The organism is Pseudoalteromonas sp. 2CM41L (assembly GCF_023161905.1).
Classification (GTDB): Bacteria; Pseudomonadota; Gammaproteobacteria; order Enterobacterales; family Alteromonadaceae; genus Pseudoalteromonas; species Pseudoalteromonas atlantica.
Map to the genome: position 1 here is coordinate 314,322 of NZ_JALNTN010000004.1, position 19,607 is coordinate 333,928.

General features: G+C 41.6%; 16 protein-coding genes. 6 read left to right on the forward strand and 10 right to left on the reverse strand.

The genetic code is table 11. The features are described from left to right. Positions 1 to 58: 58 nt before the first annotated feature. The 3 genes from MTF64_RS08260 (at position 59) to MTF64_RS08270 (ending at position 2,285) form a co-directional block, all read left to right on the forward strand. Positions 59 to 1,561 carry a deoxyribodipyrimidine photo-lyase gene (locus tag MTF64_RS08260; protein WP_248451089.1) on the forward strand — a complete coding sequence of 501 codons (1,503 nt, stop codon included), beginning with the start codon at positions 59 to 61 and terminating at the stop codon, positions 1,559 to 1,561. Position 1,562: 1 nt separating this feature from the next. Next, complete coding sequence (locus tag MTF64_RS08265) at positions 1,563 to 1,700, forward strand: DUF2256 domain-containing protein (protein WP_248451090.1); 138 nt, start codon at positions 1,563 to 1,565, stop codon at positions 1,698 to 1,700. 147 nt (positions 1,701 to 1,847) lie between these two features. Then, complete coding sequence (locus tag MTF64_RS08270) at positions 1,848 to 2,285, forward strand: OsmC family protein (protein ID WP_248451091.1); 438 nt, start codon at positions 1,848 to 1,850, stop codon at positions 2,283 to 2,285. A 58-nt stretch (positions 2,286 to 2,343) separates the two neighbouring features. On the opposite strand, the gene MTF64_RS08275 is transcribed toward MTF64_RS08270, so the two are convergent. Then, positions 2,344 to 2,532, reverse strand: coding sequence for a 2TM domain-containing protein (locus MTF64_RS08275; protein WP_004587412.1), 189 nt, complete (start codon positions 2,530 to 2,532; stop codon positions 2,344 to 2,346). Positions 2,533 to 2,771: 239 nt separating this feature from the next. Here MTF64_RS08275 and MTF64_RS08280 point away from each other — a divergent pair, with 239 nt between their 5' ends. Further along, positions 2,772 to 3,557 (forward strand): putative porin, encoded by a 786-nt coding sequence (locus MTF64_RS08280; RefSeq protein ID WP_248451092.1) that lies wholly within the window; start codon positions 2,772 to 2,774, stop codon positions 3,555 to 3,557. Between the two features lie 73 nt (positions 3,558 to 3,630). Here MTF64_RS08280 and MTF64_RS08285 read toward each other — a convergent pair whose 3' ends face one another. After that, on the reverse strand, positions 3,631 to 5,118 hold the full coding sequence (locus tag MTF64_RS08285) for a dipeptidase (protein WP_248451093.1): 1,488 nt from the start codon (positions 5,116 to 5,118) through the stop codon (positions 3,631 to 3,633). A gap of 215 nt (positions 5,119 to 5,333) precedes the next feature. Between MTF64_RS08285 and MTF64_RS08290 the strand changes: the two genes are divergently transcribed. After that, the gene (locus MTF64_RS08290; protein WP_004587415.1) at positions 5,334 to 5,507 is read left to right on the forward strand and encodes a DUF2986 domain-containing protein; all 174 of its coding nucleotides are present in this window, start codon (positions 5,334 to 5,336) and stop codon (positions 5,505 to 5,507) included. A gap of 42 nt (positions 5,508 to 5,549) precedes the next feature. On the opposite strand, the gene MTF64_RS08295 is transcribed toward MTF64_RS08290, so the two are convergent. Both MTF64_RS08295 and MTF64_RS19915 read right to left on the reverse strand, forming a co-directional pair. Beyond that, complete coding sequence (locus MTF64_RS08295; RefSeq protein ID WP_248451094.1) at positions 5,550 to 7,679, reverse strand: TonB-dependent receptor; 2,130 nt, start codon at positions 7,677 to 7,679, stop codon at positions 5,550 to 5,552. Between the two features lie 98 nt (positions 7,680 to 7,777). After that, a complete protein-coding gene (locus MTF64_RS19915; protein WP_282446991.1) occupies positions 7,778 to 9,079 on the reverse strand; it encodes a PAS domain-containing methyl-accepting chemotaxis protein in 1,302 nt (433 codons plus the stop codon). Positions 9,080 to 9,449: 370 nt separating this feature from the next. Here MTF64_RS19915 and MTF64_RS08310 point away from each other — a divergent pair, with 370 nt between their 5' ends. Next, positions 9,450 to 10,652 carry an MFS transporter gene (locus tag MTF64_RS08310; protein ID WP_138577556.1) on the forward strand — a complete coding sequence of 401 codons (1,203 nt, stop codon included), beginning with the start codon at positions 9,450 to 9,452 and terminating at the stop codon, positions 10,650 to 10,652. A gap of 69 nt (positions 10,653 to 10,721) precedes the next feature. On the opposite strand, the gene MTF64_RS08315 is transcribed toward MTF64_RS08310, so the two are convergent. The 6 genes from MTF64_RS08315 to MTF64_RS08340 all read right to left on the reverse strand — a co-directional run bounded on the left by MTF64_RS08315 (position 10,722) and on the right by MTF64_RS08340 (position 19,603). Continuing rightward, positions 10,722 to 11,771, reverse strand: a complete 1,050-nt coding sequence (locus tag MTF64_RS08315) for an NAD(P)-dependent alcohol dehydrogenase (protein WP_248451095.1) — start codon at positions 11,769 to 11,771, stop codon at positions 10,722 to 10,724. Between the two features lie 202 nt (positions 11,772 to 11,973). Beyond that, positions 11,974 to 12,687, reverse strand: coding sequence for a DUF1499 domain-containing protein (locus MTF64_RS08320; RefSeq protein WP_248451096.1), 714 nt, complete (start codon positions 12,685 to 12,687; stop codon positions 11,974 to 11,976). Positions 12,688 to 12,949: 262 nt separating this feature from the next. After that, positions 12,950 to 14,290 carry a DUF1501 domain-containing protein gene (locus MTF64_RS08325; protein WP_248451097.1) on the reverse strand — a complete coding sequence of 447 codons (1,341 nt, stop codon included), beginning with the start codon at positions 14,288 to 14,290 and terminating at the stop codon, positions 12,950 to 12,952. Positions 14,291 to 14,299: 9 nt separating this feature from the next. Next, a complete protein-coding gene (locus MTF64_RS08330; RefSeq protein WP_248451098.1) occupies positions 14,300 to 16,207 on the reverse strand; it encodes a DUF1800 family protein in 1,908 nt (635 codons plus the stop codon). Positions 16,208 to 16,317: 110 nt separating this feature from the next. Continuing rightward, positions 16,318 to 17,358 (reverse strand): sterol desaturase family protein, encoded by a 1,041-nt coding sequence (locus MTF64_RS08335; protein WP_085065492.1) that lies wholly within the window; start codon positions 17,356 to 17,358, stop codon positions 16,318 to 16,320. 10 nt (positions 17,359 to 17,368) lie between these two features. Next, the gene (locus MTF64_RS08340) at positions 17,369 to 19,603 is read right to left on the reverse strand and encodes a TonB-dependent receptor (protein WP_248451099.1); all 2,235 of its coding nucleotides are present in this window, start codon (positions 19,601 to 19,603) and stop codon (positions 17,369 to 17,371) included. Positions 19,604 to 19,607: the final 4 nt, after the last annotated feature.

Here is a 19,607-nt window from a genome sequence, read left to right on the forward strand (position 1 = left end):
AATCGTAAAAGCGCTGTATTGCGTACAGTATTTCATAACTGCAGCCACTTTTTTAAACATGCGCAAAAAAATAAACATAGTGTGGTTTAAACGCGATTTACGCCTTAGCGACCATCAACCACTTAAAAATGCATTTAGTGATGATTTACCCACGTTACTGCTATACAACTTTGAGCCACTAATGCTTGAGGATGCACATTATAATGCGCGCCATTGGCGTTTTGTTTATCAATCAATAGGCGAAATAAATCAGCAACTAACTCGCTACAAAGCAACGCTGTATATTTTTAACCAAGACATGCTGACACTGTTAAACACGCTTAATCAAACATATCAAATAGCAAACATATTTAGCCATCAAGAAATTGGCTTAAACAATACCTTTGAGCGCGATAAAGCCGTTGCTATATGGTGTAAAGCTAACAAAGTTAACTGGCTTGAGTCACAAACGGGCGGCGTTATTCGTGGCAAAAAAAACCGTAAAGATTGGAACGCACGCTGGCAACAAACAATGCAGGCCCCTATTGCTATTCCTAATTGGAAAAACATAAAAACCATTACACTTGATAACTACCAAACACCTAAATTGCCCGACAGCTACACGCAAAATGATGACAACTTTCAAGTAGGTGGGCCTTTAACTGCGCACACAATATTGCAAAGCTTTTTTGCTGAGCGCGGTAAGGGATATCAAAAAGGCATATCTAGCCCCAGCTTAAGCCGTATTCATTGCTCTAGGCTTTCGCCTTATTTAGCGTGGGGTAATATTAGCCTTAAACAGGTGTACCAAATGGCTATTGATGCATACCATGCAAAACACCCAAGCAAAAAAGGCTGGAAGCGCCCGCTTGCTGCATTTGTATCGCGTTTGCATTGGCACTGCCATTTTATGCAAAAATTTGAAAGTGAGAGTACGATGGAATTTAAAGCGCTCAATGCGGGGTATCATCAGTTCCCCTATAGAAACGATGACAACGTACAATACGATATTGAGCGCTGGGCACAAGGCCAAACGGGTATACCCATTATTGATGCCTGCATGCGCTGTTTAGAAACCACGGGCTATATTAATTTTAGAATGCGCGCTATGTTGGTTAGCTTTGTAACGCATCATTTAAATATAAGCTGGCAGCAGGCAAGCTTACCTTTGGCAAATTACTTTTTAGACTTTGAACCTGGCATTCATTACCCACAAATACAAATGCAGGCCTCAGTTACGGGTATTAACACCATTAGGCATTACAACCCGATTAAGCAATCTGAAGATCAAGACCCAAGCGGCGCCTTTATTAAAAAATGGTGCCCCGAACTTGAAAAGCTGCCGATAGAATATTTACACGAGCCTTGGCAACAAACACCAATGGAAGCGCTGTTTAACGACTTTAAACTTGGTGAAGACTACCCCGAGCCAATGCTTGATTTAACTCAAGCCTCCAAACAAGCGCGCGAACGTTTATGGCAATACCGCGAGCGCGCCGATGTTAAACGTGCAATTCCTAACATATTAAAAAAGCATGTAGGGCTTACTCGTACACACAAAAACACCGCAAAAAGTAATTAATATGGCACATAAAAAAAGTCACTTACCACAAAAAATGTGCCCTGTTTGCAACAAGCCTTTTGCGTGGCGTAAAAAATGGCAGCGCGATTGGAATAACGTTATTTACTGCTCAGAGCGCTGTAAACGTAATAAAAAGTAAAAGGTATTAATCCTTTATGCTATGCGTGAGCTGGCGTCTATTTTGCAATGGTATGAATAACTCGGCTTTTAAGGCTGTATTTAGGTGTTTTATGTAAATAGTACTTACTCAGCCTGAAAAGCTTACATGCAACGCAAGGAGAAGATGATGACGATTAAAAAAACGGCAAACTCAACCTGGTCAGGCGATATTAAAACAGGTAAAGGCAGTATTTCTACACAAAGCGGCGCACTTGATAAACAACCATTTGGTTTTAATACTCGCTTTGAAGACGAGCCTGGTTCTAACCCAGAAGAATTAGTTGGAGCTGCGCACAGTGCCTGCTTTAGTATGGCGCTTTCGCTTGCTCTTGGCGATGCCGGTTTTAAAGCCGATAAAATTGATACTAAAGCCACCGTAAGCCTTGATGAGGTTGATGACGGCTTTGCAGTCACCCATATAGCGCTTGAAGTAAACGCACGTATTAAAGATATTGCTAACGAGCAATTTCAGGCACTGTGTGAGCAAACTAAAAAAGGCTGCCCTATTTCAAAGCTGCTTAATACCGAAATCTCACTAAACGCAACGCTCGACTCAACCGCATAAAACGTAATTTTTAAACCTTACGGTTTTACGCGTTAAGCCAGGTAACCTGTTACTTGGCTTAACACTCATCCCTAACCCTTTTTGAGTTATTTGAGTTTAATAACTCATTTAGCAGTGCTATACCCATCCCTAAAGCAGGCCACACTACCCATAAATAATTTGGCGATGTAATTAAGTTTATCGCGGTCAAAAATACCAAAGCCACAAAGTAACGTTTTAAATTATCAAAAAATGCTGGTGTATTCATGTTTGCTCTCCTCTTAAAATGTAAGGTTATTATTGCCTTAATTTTTAAGCCTGAAAGGTGCTATTTGTCATCAGTTAATATGACATTAGTCATAAATTTATAGCAGCCCCTTCAAGCGCATCTCTACAAATACTTATACAAACATACAGTTACTTACAATTATTTAAATGTATTTTAAAGAGTATTTAATATAATACCTTTTCTAGATACACCTATTTAATTAATAAGAAAGGATACTTATGCGCTACTTAATACCACTCTCTTTGCTTGCACTTAGCTGTGCACCGTCAGTAAACGCCGAACAATCAGCATCAAAGCAATGGTTTAATACAATTAACTACGCAAAAATTGATTCACGCTATTACAGCGATAATGTGTACGGATTATCTACGCATTATTACTTTGAAGAGCAACAAAGCTCGGGAGTGTGGGATGATTATGGCTACCTAGATACAGATAGTAATATAGGCTTAAATTACTTTAATTCAGATGGTTTTAGTAGAAAAGGGATCTTTGGAGAAGGCTTTTACGGTAATGCTTTTGCAACCATAGAGCTGCCTAATATTGGCGATACTGATACCTATTCACTTGGCATAGGTTACTTATTTGCTGATTCGCTAAAAGTATCTGCACGCATGGTAGATTACGAATATGGTGACACAGTTTATTTGTTTAAAGCGCAATATAATCACCAAATTAATGACACCGACTACATTGGTTTTACTGTTGAGGCGGATGATGAAATAGAGTCGTGGGACTTATCATCACGTTACTTTGCTCACCTTTACGATGAACGCTACTTTACTATAAATGCTGACTATCTCGATACTGGCGATGATTCAATTTTTAATGTGTTGGCAAATTATTACTTTAATAAGCATGTTGCAGTTGGCGTTGGTTTATACGACTCAGATTTAGTTGTTGAAGGTAAATACTTTATTAACGATAACTACTATTTTACAGCTAATTACACCGATAACGATGACTACGATATATACAATCTCAGTTTTGTAGCTCAGTTTTAGTAAATACAAAAAACCGCCTTGCTGGAGTCACTTCAGTTAAACAAGGCGGCTTTTATATTAAAACAGCTATAGCTTACATATTACCTAGCTCTATCATCATTGCGGTATACATACGTAAATTAAGCGCTAATTGCTCAAGCGTAATAAATTCATGCTCTGAGTGGCCGGTATAACGTTTGCCTGGCATTGAAGGGCCAAACGAGACGGCATTATCAAATAGCTTTGCGTTAGTGCCGCCCCCTATTGATACAAAGTCAGCTTGTTCGTCACCTGTAAAATGTTTAAAAATATCAAGCAGCTTTTGTGCGTGCGGCGCGTTATCTAACAGCATGGGTGTACCAATAATGGTCTCGACATTAGTAAGCGTTACGTTATTTACCGTTTCCCATTCCTTAATCGCACTGTTTATTTGCGCTTTAAGTAAGTTTTCATCTTTACCAACTGGGCGGCGCGCGTTAATGGCTAACGTTAGTGCGTTACCATCGCGTTCAATTACGGTTGGGGCTACGCTCATTGGGCCCATGAATTCATGCTCGTAGGCAATATTACCAAATTGCTTACCATGAATATCTAAGCCAATTAATTGATTTACAAATTTTATAAGCTGCCCATCGCTATTATTTTCAAGTGCTACGTCTTTAAATAGCTCGCTCAGGTGTGCAATAGCATTAACGCCCGACTCTGGCTCTGAAGAGTGCGCAGACACCCCTTTTACAGTTATTTTTAAGCCTTCAGCTAGCTCTTCAAAGTTAAACTCAACTTCACTAAGTGTTTTAGCTTTAGCTTTTAATGAGTTAATAACTACAGCGCTTGCGTTATGCAGCACTAAGCTTGCATCTTCTGGTATTTGGCTTTTAAACGCGCCGCCCGCTAAATCACTCACATACATACCGGTTTGTTTTGAGGTAGCATTAAAAGTAGGAGCAATTAAGCTCCAGCCTTTCTCGGCTACTACAACTGGGTATGATGCATCAATGGTTACGGCGTATTTTGGCTGCTCGTAGGTTTTCATAAATTCAGTAAGCGGGCCCCAGTCAGATTCCTCAGCTAGGTAAATCATCAGCTCTATGCGGTTATTAAGCTCTATGCCTTTATCTTTAATCGCTTTCATGGCGTATAGTGCGGTGGCTATTGCGCCTTTGTCGTCTTCGGTACCGCGCCCGACTAATTTTCCAGGCTCTGAGGTATCAATAATAAATGGGCTTTGCTTCCACTTACTGGCATTGGCAGGTTGTACGTCTCCGTGGGTTACAACGGTAACCTTTTCGCTTTGATCTCCCATGCCTATAAGCACGGTGTAGCCTAGGTCTTGGTAATCAAACCCAAGCTCTGCAGCTTTCATTTTTAATACAGATTTGAAATTAATAAAGTCAGGATTTTGTGGCGCGGGTATCGACTCTTTATTTACCGTAGGAAAAGCCACTAAATTAGTTAACGTGTGAATTTGTGATTGTTGATAAGTATTAACAGCGTAATCGGCAACACTATCAATATTTGTATGTAATTGTGCATGTGCGCTAAAAGCAAATAAAGCACTACAAAGCAAAGCTAACTTTTTCAAAACGTATCCTTTTGTATGAATCATTACTACCAATGCGCAATAATAAATCGCTTAAATAATTAAATTGGTATTAAAGCTAAATTATACCGCCAAGCAATAGTATTAAATAGCGCTTTGCGGCAGGGTTACAACAATCGCGCTTTAAATTTAGATAGCGGCTTACATTGCATTGGTTGTATAATGCGCGACCTTAATTAATCAGAGTATTAGTACTAATGAACCGCCGCAAAAAAATTGTCACCAAATTTCAGAAAAAAGATAAACGTGCTAATGCTAAATTGCATAAAAGTAATAAACCGGCGTATGTATCAAAAGCAGAGCGTGAAAAACTAGCTTTAGAGGCGCAGCAAACAACCAACGCAGAGCAAGTTACGCCAACATCAGATTAAACTAAAGCGCCAAGCAACCTATTCTCAACGCTTTATATGGGTTTAAAATGCGTAACTGGCACTTATATTAAATGAGCGCCCTTGCCCAGCTAATTGAGTAAACCCCGTGCTGCTACCTTGCTTAAGCGCTGCAATACTTACCCCGCCTAGGGGTAATTGATAAAACGCATCAAATAAGTTTACCACCTCAATACCCAGCGTAAGTGCATCAAAAGAAGCTTTAGAGCTTATATTAACTAAGCTGTAACTAACGGTTTGGTTTTCTAAGCGGTTAACATCAACGCGTGATTTTGTATCCACCCATTGCCACAACAATGCATTTTCGAATATCCCTATTTGCTGGCTTAATGAGAGCGCTGTATGTAACGGCTTAATTTGATAAAGCGGTTGGTTAGTGTCGCGGCGCTTACCACGAGTGCTCGTTATGTTTGCTTTTAATTGCCATTCGCCAAACTGTGTTGATTGATAAAGTGCCTTACTTATATCAACCTTTGCGCCATAAAGTGTGGCGTCAACATTAGTAAAGCTTAAAATGTTACGTGTTGTATTTGCTAACCCATAACTATTAAAACTACGTACAATATTTGCGTCAATGTAGTCCGTTACATCGGTGTACCACACATTAGCACTTACCCGCCACGCATCATTTTTTGCTGTTTTTGAATACGTTGCACTGATGGTATGGGCGGTTTCGGCTTTGAGGTTTGGGTTACCAATATAACCATTAGCGTCGCCGTACCAGCCAATCATAGTGCTTGCCATATTACTTACACCCCAACTGTAACGTTCATATAAATTAGGGGCTCGGTTTTTGCGGGCCAGGCCTAATTGCAGCTCGTCATAAAGTGTAATTTGATAATTAGCTAATACATTTACATCAACTAAGGTGTCGGTTTTATCTCTATCAGCATTGTTAAAGTTATTGGCAGCTAGCGCATTATTGGCAGTTGTCATTGCGCTCATACTGCCCGTATTCATCATGCCATCGTTATAGGCTTGTACTTCATCAACCTGTGTATTAACACGCTCAACCCTTATACCCGTATTTAACCAGAGCTTGTTATTGATTTGGCTTGCATATTCTGCAAATAAGGCAATACGCTCACGCTTACCGTTATTAATATTTATATAATCATTTGGCCCCATCATGGTTGAGCCTTCAATCGCCGGCCACCAATCATCAATGCGGTAATTATAATATTCTTGTCCAAGTAGTAATGAGCTATTTTGATCAAGTGTAAGGCGCCATTTAAGCTGTGTGCTTATGTCTTTTGCATCTGTTTTCATGGGCATCATGCCGGTTTTTTCTTTACTAAAAAAACCCATTTCGTGTTTAACGCTGTGCCAATTAACTTGCCCTTCTAGCTCGCTGTTTTCAAAACTGCGCTTATATTGGGCAATAGCGCCATAACTGGTGTTATCAGTCATATCCATGTACTGGTTAGCAAAACCCTGATACGGTATTTTTTGATGCGTAAGCTTTATCACAACTTGCTGTTTATCGTCACGTATCGCGCCAGTTAGGCTGTGGTTTTGAGCCCGATATAATGTATCAAGTACCACATTACCCTTTCCATCTTTGTAGCTGTTGGCATCACTAAACGACCCTTGGTAATTAAGGCTCACAGTATCGCTTGCTAAACGTGCTCCCAAACCTAGCTTTTGCCCGTTATCAACACTGCTGTACTTAGCCGAGACATAGGCTGAGTTCCATGCAAGCTCAGTATTTTCGCTGTATTGTGGTGAAATTGAGTTAACGCTTATTACACCTGCAATGTTATCGCAACCAGCGCTTACAGGTGAAACACCAGCAACTACTTTGTAAGCCATTACTTGATTAGCTGATACGTAAGAAAGAGGCGGGTTCATCTGATTAGCGCACGCTGCAGTAACCTCTGCGCCATCAACCAGTACTTTTACTCTATCGCCCATTAAACCATTTAAAATAGGTAAGTTAGACACCCCGCCCGCAGCCGAAAAATCAACACCTAAATTGCTAAGCATTGCCTCTGACGAACCAAGCGATAAGTGCTTATTGTGTACCTGTCCATGCACTTCAATAATTTCTAAAGTGTTATCATCTGCAAATACTGCAGGAGAAAAAAGGCCAGTTAATAAAAGTGCTAAAGGAGAGAATAAATAAGTGTGTTGGATATGTTGAATATGAGCCATTTATAATTTATGCCACTGTTATATATGGCATAAATTATATAATGTAGTTACAAGTTTAGAGCGCGACAAAATGTCGCACTTTGAGAACTTACTGCCACTTAACTCGCGTTAAGCTTAGACACTGTTGCAGAAACAGCATCTGCGCCGCGTTCTATTTCTTGAATTACTTCTGAGACTTTCGCTATTAGCTCTCGGCCTTGCTCTGAGGAATCAGAGACGGAGGTGATTTGCTTTGAAATATCGTTAGTCAGCTCTTGGTTGTTTTTAACTACGGTTGCAATTTCGTTGGTTGAACTGCTGGTGCTTGCTGCAAGCTGCCTAACTTCATCGGCTACCACGGCAAAGCCTCGCCCGTACTCGCCCGCTCGGGCGGCTTCAATGGCTGCATTTAATGCCAATAAATTAGTTTGATCGGCAATACTGCTTATGGTCGACACAATAGAGCCGATAACTGCTGACTGCTCATTCAGGTTTTTAATTAAATCAACCGATTTAAGTACTTGGCTTACAATTGCATCTGAGTTTGCAATTGCATCATGTAATATATCTGAGCCCGTTTTTGCCGTTTGCGCACTCGACACCGCCGATTCATACGCAATTTGTGCGGCCTCACTAACGGCTTCGTTGTCTTTTATGCGATCGGTAATATTAGAGGCAAACTTCACTATTTTTGTCACTTTGCCTTTATTATCTAAAATTGGGTTGTAAGTTGCCTCTAGCCATATTTGCGAGCCATCAGAGGTTATGCGTTTAAACTTACCCGACTTAAACTGCCCATCGCTTAACTCTTCCCAAAACCGAGGGTTATTTTGATAAAAAGAGTCAGTACAAAACATTTTGTGATGTTTGCCAACAATTTCTGCAAGTGAATAACCCACCGTAGATAAAAAGTTTTGATTTGCTTTAATTATGGTGCCATCGGGGTTAAATTCTATTGTAGCCAGCGCCTTATCAAGCGCTTCGGTGAGCGCTTCTTGAGATTTTCGCTGTACATAATTTTTTGTAATATCCGACGCTATTTTAATAACCTTAGTAACCACCCCGTTTACTTCAACAGGAAAATAAGTAGCCTCTAGCCATAGCTTTTCGCCATTAGCGTTAAAGCGCATAAAGGTACCGCTTGTTGAGTTTGCCCCTTGCAGCGCTTGCCAAAATTGGCTGTACTCACTCGACTTAGCGTAGTCTGAATCGCAAAAAATCCGGTGGTGCTTGCCTATTACCTCTTCTCTTTTGTAGCCTACGGTATCTAAAAAAAGCTCATTAGCGTCTAAAATTTTTCCCTCGGGTGTAAATTCAATATACGCTACATGGTTATAAATAGCGGATAGTACTGATTTACTTTCATTGAGTTGATGTTCCAATTCTTCAACTTTGGCGTTATCTTTTCGTAGACCAAACATGTGTTAAACCTTTAGGGAATAATAATAGGATGACAATAACAAACAAATATAAAAATAATATGTAAGCTAGTAATAAATGTAATAACTTTGTAAATATAGGTGTTTTTTAGTTTTTCTGCGAGCAATTAAAAGCTTGCTAGTGAGTTGCTTTGTAAAAACTTTTTATAAATTAATCTAATAAGTAACACTTTATAGCAATTAACAAAAGTAAAACAAGCCAAAAATACTATTTTTTATACATGACGCAGTACACTTTTTAACTTAAAATAGCCATCTCACTGACACACTCCACACCTAATATATGTTTACTCTCCACACAGTTAATGTGTGGCTATTCACTATTTTTAAAATCAAAGTTAAAGGATCTTCTATGAGTGCAGATGTTGCGTCGGCATCTAATCAGTTAAATAAAGCTGCTATTTTATTAGTGTTAGCACTAGGTACGTTTATTTTAGGATTATCAGAATTTTCAATGATGCCTATGCTGCCGCTGATCAGTGAAACGTTTGGCTCAACCCCTTCGCAAAGTGGCTATGCAATTAGCGCCTATGCTATTGGTGTTGTGGTAGGCGCGCCGGTATTAATGCTTACAACGGCCAATATGCGAAAACGCAAAGCTTTGCTGATTTTTTTAAGCCTAATGTGTATTTCTAATGGTTTGAGTGCATTAGCAACCTCATTAGAGCAGCTCGTTATTTTTCGCTTTTTAAGTGGCTTACCTCACGGCGCTTACTTTGGTGCCGCTATTTTGCTTGCCTCCGATATTGCCCCTTCAGGTAAACGCGCAAGCTTTATGTCAAAAGTATTTATGGGCTTAACCATTGCAACCATCGTAGGCGTGCCTATTGTTACCTTAGTGGGGCAAAACCTAAGCTGGCGTTATTGCTTAGGTGGCGCTGCGGTTTTAGCGTTTATTGCGTTTATATTTGTATATAAAGTAGTGCCAAATATTGATAACGCTAAGCCATCTAACTTACTTAACGAGTTTGGCGTACTTAAAAATAAACTGGTGTGGTCTATTTTAGGTATTGTTATTATTGGCTTTGGCGGCGTGTTTTGTATTTATACATACATTGCCGATACAATTTTAGATGTAACTAAAACAGCCCCTTACACTATTTCTATCGCTATGGTGATGTTTGGTATTGGTTGTACGTTAGGTAATTACATATTAGGTAAAGCGGCCGATAAATCTGCCATTAAAACCACAGGCCTTGCACTGGTGTGCACCATCGTATTTGCAATTGCCTACGTTAGCGCAAGTTACAATATTTGGTTGCTGTATGCGGTTATATTTTTTATTGGTTGCAGTGTGGGTTTGGCAACGCTTATTCAATCTTTATTAATGGATGTAGCCCCAGAGGGCCATGCAATGATTGGTGCATTAGTACAATGTGCGTTTAACACCGCAAATGCTATCGGCCCTTGGGTTGGCGGGGCTGTTATTGCACAAGGTGCAGCGCCTAACCAAACAGGTTATGTCGCAGCGGCGTTGTTTTTAGGCGGCTTAGTAATGTGGTTTTTAAGCTACTTGCAACTTAATAAACAACAACCCGCAGCACAAACGTGTTAAGCATATAAAAAGAGCGGCTAATACAATTAGCCGCTCTTTTACTTTAACAAGGGTATTTAATCACCCACCTTACTGGGCCTCTAACGACGCCATATCAATAACAAAACGATAGCGTACGTCTGACTTTTCCATTCGCTCATACGCGGTGTTTATTTGGTCAATATTAATCATTTCGCACTCTGGCAATACGTTATTTTTGCCACAAAAATCTAGCATCTGTTGGGTTTCTTCTATCCCACCAATTAGTGAACCTGCGATGCGCCGACGACCCATTAAAAGAGGCACAGTGTTTAGCTCTTCTACGGGGCCAACTTGCCCAACAATAACTAGCGTCCCATCTATGTCTAATAAGGGTGTGTAAATAGACAAATCGTGCTTAACAGGTACGGTGTCAATAATAATATCAAAAGCCGACTGCGACGCTTTCATTGCATCTTCGTCAGTCGACACTAAATAATGCTGCGCGCCAAGTTTTACTGCGTCATCTTTTTTAGACTCACTTCGCCCAACCACTGTTACACTCGCGCCCATGGCTACGGCATTTTTAACAGCCATATGACCCAAGCCACCAAGCCCTACAACGGCAACACGGCTGCCTTTTGTAACGCCCCACTTATGTAAAGGAGAGTAAGTAGTGATACCTGCACATAATAAAGGGGCAACGCGCGAAAGCTCTAGGTTTTCAGGGACTGATAGTACAAATTCTTCACGAACAACAATATGTTTAGAATAGCCACCTTGGGTCATCTCGCCGATTTCTCTGTCTTTACCTGCGTATGTGCCTACCATGCCTTCTTGGCAAAATTGCTCTTCGCCGTTATCACACTGTTTGCAGCTTTGGCATGAATCAACCATGCAACCTACCGCTACCGTGTCACCTTTTTCATAGTTTTTAACAGCGCTACCAATGGCTTTTACTTTACCTACAATTTCGTGCCCAGGGACTAACGGGTAACGGCTGCCTCCCCAGTCATTGCGCACTGCATGTAAATCAGAGTGGCATACGCCACAATATAAAATTTCAATTTCTACATCGTTATCGCGTAAATCGCGGCGCTCAAAAGTATATTCACCTAGTTGCGCACCTTCGCTTTTTGCTGCATATCCTACTGTTTTCATAACAACTCCATAGTCTGTAAAAATTTAAGTCGTGTACTTTTAGCTTATTTAAGTGCTTTATTTTAAAACCAATCCCATAAGGGCTGCCTCTAAAAATAATACCGGTATGCACTTTGATGTGGTTTACACTAACGCCGGCGCAGTGAATGCACCCTGACCAAAAAAGCCCAACAAGGTTGGGCTTTTTTAACTTAAATGTTGGTTACTTATCCAGTAACGTATTTATCTCATCAATGAGTGAATGTATACGTTCAGCATTTTTTCCTAAATCGCTGCGCCCCACGCGTGACTTACTGCGTATATCTACAAAGCGCTGGCTGCCTTCATCATTGATACGCACAACTACATCGTCTTTAAAACCAAACCATGTGGTGGTATCCGTTGCTTCTACAATGCCCGTAGCCGCATTAACATTAACAAGCTCAAACCCTAAATTTTTAACCGCTTGCTCGGTAGCAACCAATAAGTCTGTTTTTGATTGTGCATAATTTAGTGTTTTTAGCTCAGGGTAAGCTTTGCGTTGCTGCGTGGCTGTTTCTTCTCCTGCGTATTCAGCTGGGTTTTTAGCATCCGCTCGCAGCGGTAGAATTGCCACAAATTTTGGCGGGTTAATTAAATCGGTCGAAATATCATGGATCGCGGGTACACTTTTAGCCTTGCTCATCATGCTCAGTGGCATTGCAATCGCGATGACTGCAAACACCAATGCCATTAAAGTGCTGCCCATGCTAAGCGTTTTACGCATAAAAATAACCTGTATAACAAGCAGCACTAATGCAGCGCCACCCACATACACACCAAATCTAAACCCTGTAAACGCAGTACTTAGTTCAACAACGCCATACTTATATAAAGGCCCTGGCAGTAAAACGAGTAAAAAAGCGATTAAACTTACTAAGCTCACTAAAATTTTCATTATTATGATTCCTTTATCATGTGTGATCTTTAATTTTAAGTATTTGAAACCAGTACATTATAATTATACTGCCAAGCACTGGGTTTAGATTACAATTAACAGCCAACGCCACTGTATAGTGATACTTAAGTGCTTTAAATAATAAGCTTTGTTCAAAAACCTTAAAATAAACTAATTAAAACAACTAAATAACGCATTTTTATTATCAAGCAGCGGCGCTTTAACCTTAAACTAAAGTACCTAGGCTGGCGTGTCAGTATCATTACACAAAAAAGTCTAAGGTCGCGCTGTTAAAGTTACTTAAATTAGGAAAAATATCAACCAGCTCCGAAACAGGCACCCCAAACCACTGCGCTAATGTTGCAAAGTATTGCTCGTTAGCCACTTGCGGAATTAACCGCCCGCCACCGGTATCGTATTCGCCCTCTAATTGCTGAGTAAGTAACTGGCCATAAATAGAACGGCCTTTTACCGCGCCGCCCATTACTATTTGATTACCCGCCCAGCCATGGTCGGTGCCATCGCCGTTTGAGGTGAGCGTGCGGCCAAAGTCCGACATAGTAAACGTGGTGACTTTATCATTCATGTTTAGCTCTTTCATGGCACTGTTAAACTCGCTGAGCCCTTGAGCTAGCGTATTTAATAATGCAGGGTGCGCAGTAAGCTGATCATCGTGGGTGTCAAATCCGCCCATAGAGACAAAAAATACTTGGCGCTGTGTACTTAACGACGACTGCACACTAATAGCTTTGGCCACCGCGGCTAATTGCTCACTCAAGCTAGTATCGCTAAAGGTGGTAGTAAGCGCTGGGGCTTGTTCAAGCGCACTGTTCATCGTTTGCGTGTTGGTAATTGCGCTATTTAAGCCATTCGCATATTCACGCCCTAGTACATGGCTTGCATTGCCTAGCAAGCGGTTCATTATGTTAGTAACGTGCTCAGTGCGGGGCTGATAACCACCAAAGGCGTTAATTGTGCTTATGCCACTTTTGTTAAGCGCAAAGGCACTGGTATTTGTGCCTGTTTGCCATAAATTAGTGCCATCGAGAGAGATATTTGCCGCAAACTGATCCTCCACAGCTAATCGCTCTAGCATACGTGCGCCCCACCCACTGTTTAAAGAGGCTTTTTCTCGGCCGAACATCCATGACGCTTGCTGATCGTTATGCGAAAATAAATGCTTAGGTAAAGGCACCGCGTTATTTTTGTAATCTGTTAATGTGGTGGGAGTAAGTAAAGTGCCTACGCCACCAACAAAGGCTAAATCATCCGACTCAAACACGCTCTGTAAAGGCGCAAGTGAGGGATGAATTCCCACGCCACCTGCAAACTGCTGAGAAACACTTAACGCTAGCGGATTGTCTACTGCGAGGTTTTGCCGGCTTTGCTCGTATAAACTACGCTGCTCTCCCTCAAGGGGTAGCAACATATTAAGTGAGTCGTTTCCGCCGTATAAAAATACACACACTAGGGCTTTATAATCACCGAGTTCTATTGCATTAGTTGCCCCCGTTAGCGCTTGTAGCTGCAAACTGGTTAAAGCGGCTGCCGATACCCCGCCTTTTAAACATAATGACAAAAAGTCTCTTCTATTTAGGCTCATTATGCGCTCCTAATACTGCACGTTAAATTCAGGTGAAATAGCAATCATGTATAACAAGTACGAAACCCTCACACGGTACTGGCCCTCATCAAAATAGGCATCTAAATCAAGTAAAGCTTGTGTAGTGTCAGCGCTCATATTGCCGGCAAAATACAGGGTATTATATTGCTCTATCAGTGCGCTAATGCCATTTTGCGCCAAGTAATCCACATCGCTTTGTACATAAACATAAATTCCTGCAGGGTTTAACTCGGTATGCGCTTCGGCTGTACTCCAAACCAAACTTGCAAATAAGGCATTCATTGTGCCTATTAAAGTCGCATCGTTAGCTATTTGTAATTCAGGCGCTACCAAACCTTGCGTGCGTAACGCCGCACTTTGGTAATCGGGTCTAAAAAAGTTAAATACAGAGCCCGACTGCATGGGGCCTTGCCCATAGCTATCGACTAAGTTCCACGTTTTATAATAACCTTGCTGCGACTTCGCGTTAAGGTTTCGCCAAAACTGCACAGTTTTTAAAAGTGGTTCTTTAATTTTACCTTGATAGCTAAGTACACTGCCAAAATGGCGTGCTTCGTCATCTAAATAAATAGCTTTAACAACTGCGGCTAAATCGCCTCGTACACCGCTTCCATTATCGTTAAATACACGCGCAACGCGCTCTACATATTGCGCAGTAGGGTTTGAGGTAATTAACCGCTGAATAAGCTGCTTAGAAATAAACGGCGCTACGTTGTCGTGATTAAATAAATTATCGAGGGCTATTTTTAGCGACTCCTCTGGGCCATAACCAGGCGGTATAACCTCATTATTTAATAGGACTTTTTCTTTACTCGAATGGTATTCGCTGTGAGCTTGCATAGGGTTTATATAATCGCGGCTTTTGCGTTTAAAGGTTTCGCTGCCGGCAAATGTCCAGCCTGTAAATACACGCGCAAACCCCTGTATTTGAGCCTGCCCGTAAGTTGCTATGCTATTACCGTCTGCATCTAGTTTAGCGGTGCCATCAAGGTTTAACTCATCTAGGCCAATGGTAAATAATTGCATAACCTCACGGGCGTAATTTTCATCTGGGCGAATATTAAGTGCTTCATCGGCTTTTTCGTTCCCTAAATGGCTTAGGTACGTGCCCATAATTGGCGAAAGCGTTACTTCTTCGAGTAACTCTCTAAAATTGCCAAACGCATGTTTAAGTAATAAATCGTAGTAAGTGATCATGCCCTCTGGTTGTGCACGTAAATCGCTATTTTCATCCGATACGACCAATATTTCACTCAGTGCAAATGCAACACGTTGGCGTAGTTGATCGTCACTTTGTAGCACCGCTTTCCACCATGCATCTATTCGGCTTATATATTTAAAGTCTTCGTCATCTTCAAGTTTTACCAAGTAGTTTCGATGGTAGCTAACTGGCAGTGCTATTTGGTCATCGAGCCATTGTTGCTCACTTAAGCCTTGAGCACTGTTTATTTCAGCAAGCGTTGGGCCCATGCTAGCTTGGTGTAATAACCTAGCGGCGCTGTGTATGTCCATGCTGTTTTTGGCTACAAATGTAACGGTTTGCGTGTTTGTTGCCCCTTCATTATCGGTGGCTGTTACGCTAAATGAATACGTTATAGGCTCATAACTTTGCGCAGCGGGTATAGTAAGGCGGGTACTTAACGCATCTAATGGTTCATTCAATAACGTGGTGCCCGCAGTTTGTTGCCAAACCACACTGCTTATTGTGCCGTCTTCATCGCTTGCTGTTGCAATTAGCTCAATGGTTTGGCCTTTAGTTAATTCGCTGGGTATGTCGGCAATCGATAAGGTAGGAATTTTATTTGAATTGACGGTGGGTGTGTCATCGCCGCCTGAGCCACCACAGGCGCTTAGCAATAAAGCACAACTTGCTAATAAAACTGATTTGTAATGCATGTTAAATCGTCATCGTAAATTAAAGAAGGTACGCGTGTATGTACCGAGTTTGATACGATTATTGAAACACAAAATTTAAAATTTAACCTTTTATTTTTTGTAACCGAGCGCTATTTAGCTGTTTTGTCGTTAATATTAACCTCAATAATGGGCTTTTTTTTATTAAAAACGTTCACCTTATTAGCGGCTTTAGCCACACGTTGCCAAGGCGTTTGTAGGTTCTCGTAAATTGGCCGCCAATACGCATCCATTACACTGTTGTGCCCCCGGTCGTTATTGCCAACCCCCACGGTAATTTTACCTACTTGATGCGCTTTTATCAGCGTGCCACAGGCTCTATCCCAAATGGCTAACGCTGAGCCTAGGTTACGGTCAAAATGTTTTGGGTTATCGCTGTGATGAATTTGGTGCTGAGCTGGGCTAATTAACCAATTTTCTATTTTTTTACCAAAGCTCCACCACACATGTGAGTGGCGTAAATTAGCGCCTAAAGCATTAAAGGCAAATACAAATACATTAGCCCCCAAAATATCTAACATTGATAAATTTCGGCCAAAGCAATACACACAAACGCCCACTACAAAACCTTGGGCTAACGCCATTCGACAGGCATATAAATAGCTTTCAAACGGGTGGCTGCGATAAATGGTCATTGGGGTGAGCACTAACGCACTATGATGTACCTTATGAAAATGCCACAAAAACGGCACTTTATGCAGTGCTAAATGTAATAAAAACCGTGTTAAATCATCAAATATAAACAATAAAACGGTAAAAATAACTAACACCACAGTACTTGGCAGCTGCCATACTGCGCGCTCACCAAAAAGCCATTGCAGGGCATCACTTACGCCAATAGCAACAGGCACCATAGTTAACACTATAGGCACCCACAGCGCGGCTTTAAGTAAGCGGTTTATAATTAATAATTGGTAGTCGAGCTTGGCACTTTTACTCAGCCAAATACGCTTACTAAATAAATAGCGCCCCAGCCCACGCCACGTGCGCTTTTTTTGCTGCGCACGGCCCGAGAAATACAGCAACATTGCAATCACTAACGCCGCAATGCTATAGCCAATAAAAATACGTTTATTGGCATCAAACAAATAATTTGGCGTTTGAAGAAGCGTTTGCCATATAGTCTCGAGCATAACTTACCTCTTAAAATTGATATTTGTAACCCACGGCTACGCTACGCGGTTTACCCGGGCGCGCGCCATATGGGCGACGACTAACAATGTTATCTTGGTCAAACAGATTATCTACCTTAGCGTAAATATGCCCATATTGATCAAGCTCGTAGCGCGCAGCAATATCTACAACGGTTGTAGCGGGTACCTCGACACCTGCCAACGGTAATGAAAAATCATTCCCTGTGGTGTTACCAAGCTCGCCAGCGGTATAAGCTACGCCAGCGGCCTCTGGCATTTCTGAGGTGTATTTTATTAATACATCAACCGACCAATCGTTATGTGCAAGGCCTAAGCTCAGCGCAGCTTGATGGTTAGGCAAGTACGGTAAATGATCGCCCGGGCGAATATGTCCCCACTGCGTAAATTCGCTAAATAGCTCTTCTTTAAACTCACTTTGCGTGTAGGTATAAGTTAAGCGTACCGGCACATCAATGTGCTTATTTAATACATAAGTGTGTGCAAATTGAGACTCAACGCCCCATACATCCACTTCCCCACCACTAAACTCGCGGTCAATTTCGTTTTCGATTCCACAGTTTGACTGGCCACAGCTTTCTACTAAGTTTGAATAATCATTAAAAAAGCTCACTACTTCCACTTTGCTGTTACCGTTGTTGTAACGGCCACCAAATTCATAGTTTACGCTTTTTTCAAACTCTTCATCTCCTTCACGTACAGGGCTAGATGGGCTTGAGGGCACAAATCCTTGGTGTACACCAAAAAGTAACCCTGCATTGGCCGATAATTGGTAAAAGCCACTTAAACCAGGTAACCAAATACGGCTCGATTTATCTTGCCAATCGTTTTCTTGGCCAGGGGCGTCATTTTGATACGACATATCCATTAACTCGCCGCGCACGCCCAAACCAAGAGTTAGCTTATCGAAAGTTACTTTGTCCTCAATATATAACGACCACGCATCGGTAGATTCGGTATTTTGTGTGGTAAATACACTCGCGGTGTCTGTACGGGTGTTAACTGCGTTAACCATGGCGTATGTGTCTTCAAAATGATCGCGCTCTATTTCATCTTGATGAAAACGCACCCCGAATGAGAGTGAGTGCTCTAGCCCAAACGCAGCTACTTGCCAATCACCATCAAACTGTATGCCCTGCGAGAAAAAGGCTCTGTCGTTAGTTCCCATGGTTAAAAACACATTGCTTTCACCACTTTGAACCGAATCGGCTTGGCCACTAATAACGCTGTATTCACGCTCAAAGCGTGTTGGGTCTGCCAAAATATCCGACAAACTACCACTGCTGTTAGTAACCGCGTTGAGTTTAAGCCATGCACGTTCAAAATCATTGCGGTAGGCGCGGGTTGTAAGGGCAAAATTGTCGCTGCTAAGCTGGTGGGTAAACATCACTTGCGTATGCTTAGTGTCCATATTTGCAGGGCTACTGGCGGCATAACGGCGATACGGTGTTTGCTGGTAATCTTCTTCGGTTAACCCAAGGTAGGTTTCGTTAGAAAGCTCATCTGAATAGGCCAGCTTTAACTCAAAGCGTTGTTTATACTGCTCGCTATTAAGTGTGTAATCTAATTTAACTAATAAATCGTCTTTTTCAAAGCCTGTGTCTTGCCCACCATCAAGCTCTTTAAAACCGTCACTTTCTAGGTGAACGCCTTCAACTAAAAAGCCAAACTGCCCTTGGCGGTTACCATAATACGCGTGCGCTTTTTTGTAGCCATCGGAGCCTGCTGAAATATCAAGCATACCGCTGGCATCATCAGGTACTTGGCGCGACACTAAATTAAGCGTACCCGCCACCGTTTGCGGGCCATAATGTATGGCTGCTGGGCCTTTAAACACTTCAACTGCGGTCATGCGTGTAGTAAGCGGAAAATAATAAGCCGCTGGTGCCGAATACGGCGCAGGGCCAATTAAAACACCGTCTTCTAAAATGGTTATTTTTTTACTACGTTCAGGGGTTACGCCCCTAAAACCAATGTTAGGCCTTAGCCCAAAGCCGTCTTCTTCGCGTATGTTTACCCCAGGTACCTGCGATAAAATACGATGAATATCATCAAACTCAAATTGTTCCAGTTGCGCTTCGCCAATTAAAGTTGCCGAGCCTGCTTCGGTGCGCAATTTATCGTTATGGCTAATAATTTGAATATGTTCTAATTCGTTTTTTTGCTCTGCCACTGCTTGGCAACTTACGGCCATAAGCAATGCAATTGTAAGTTTATTGTATTTCATTGTC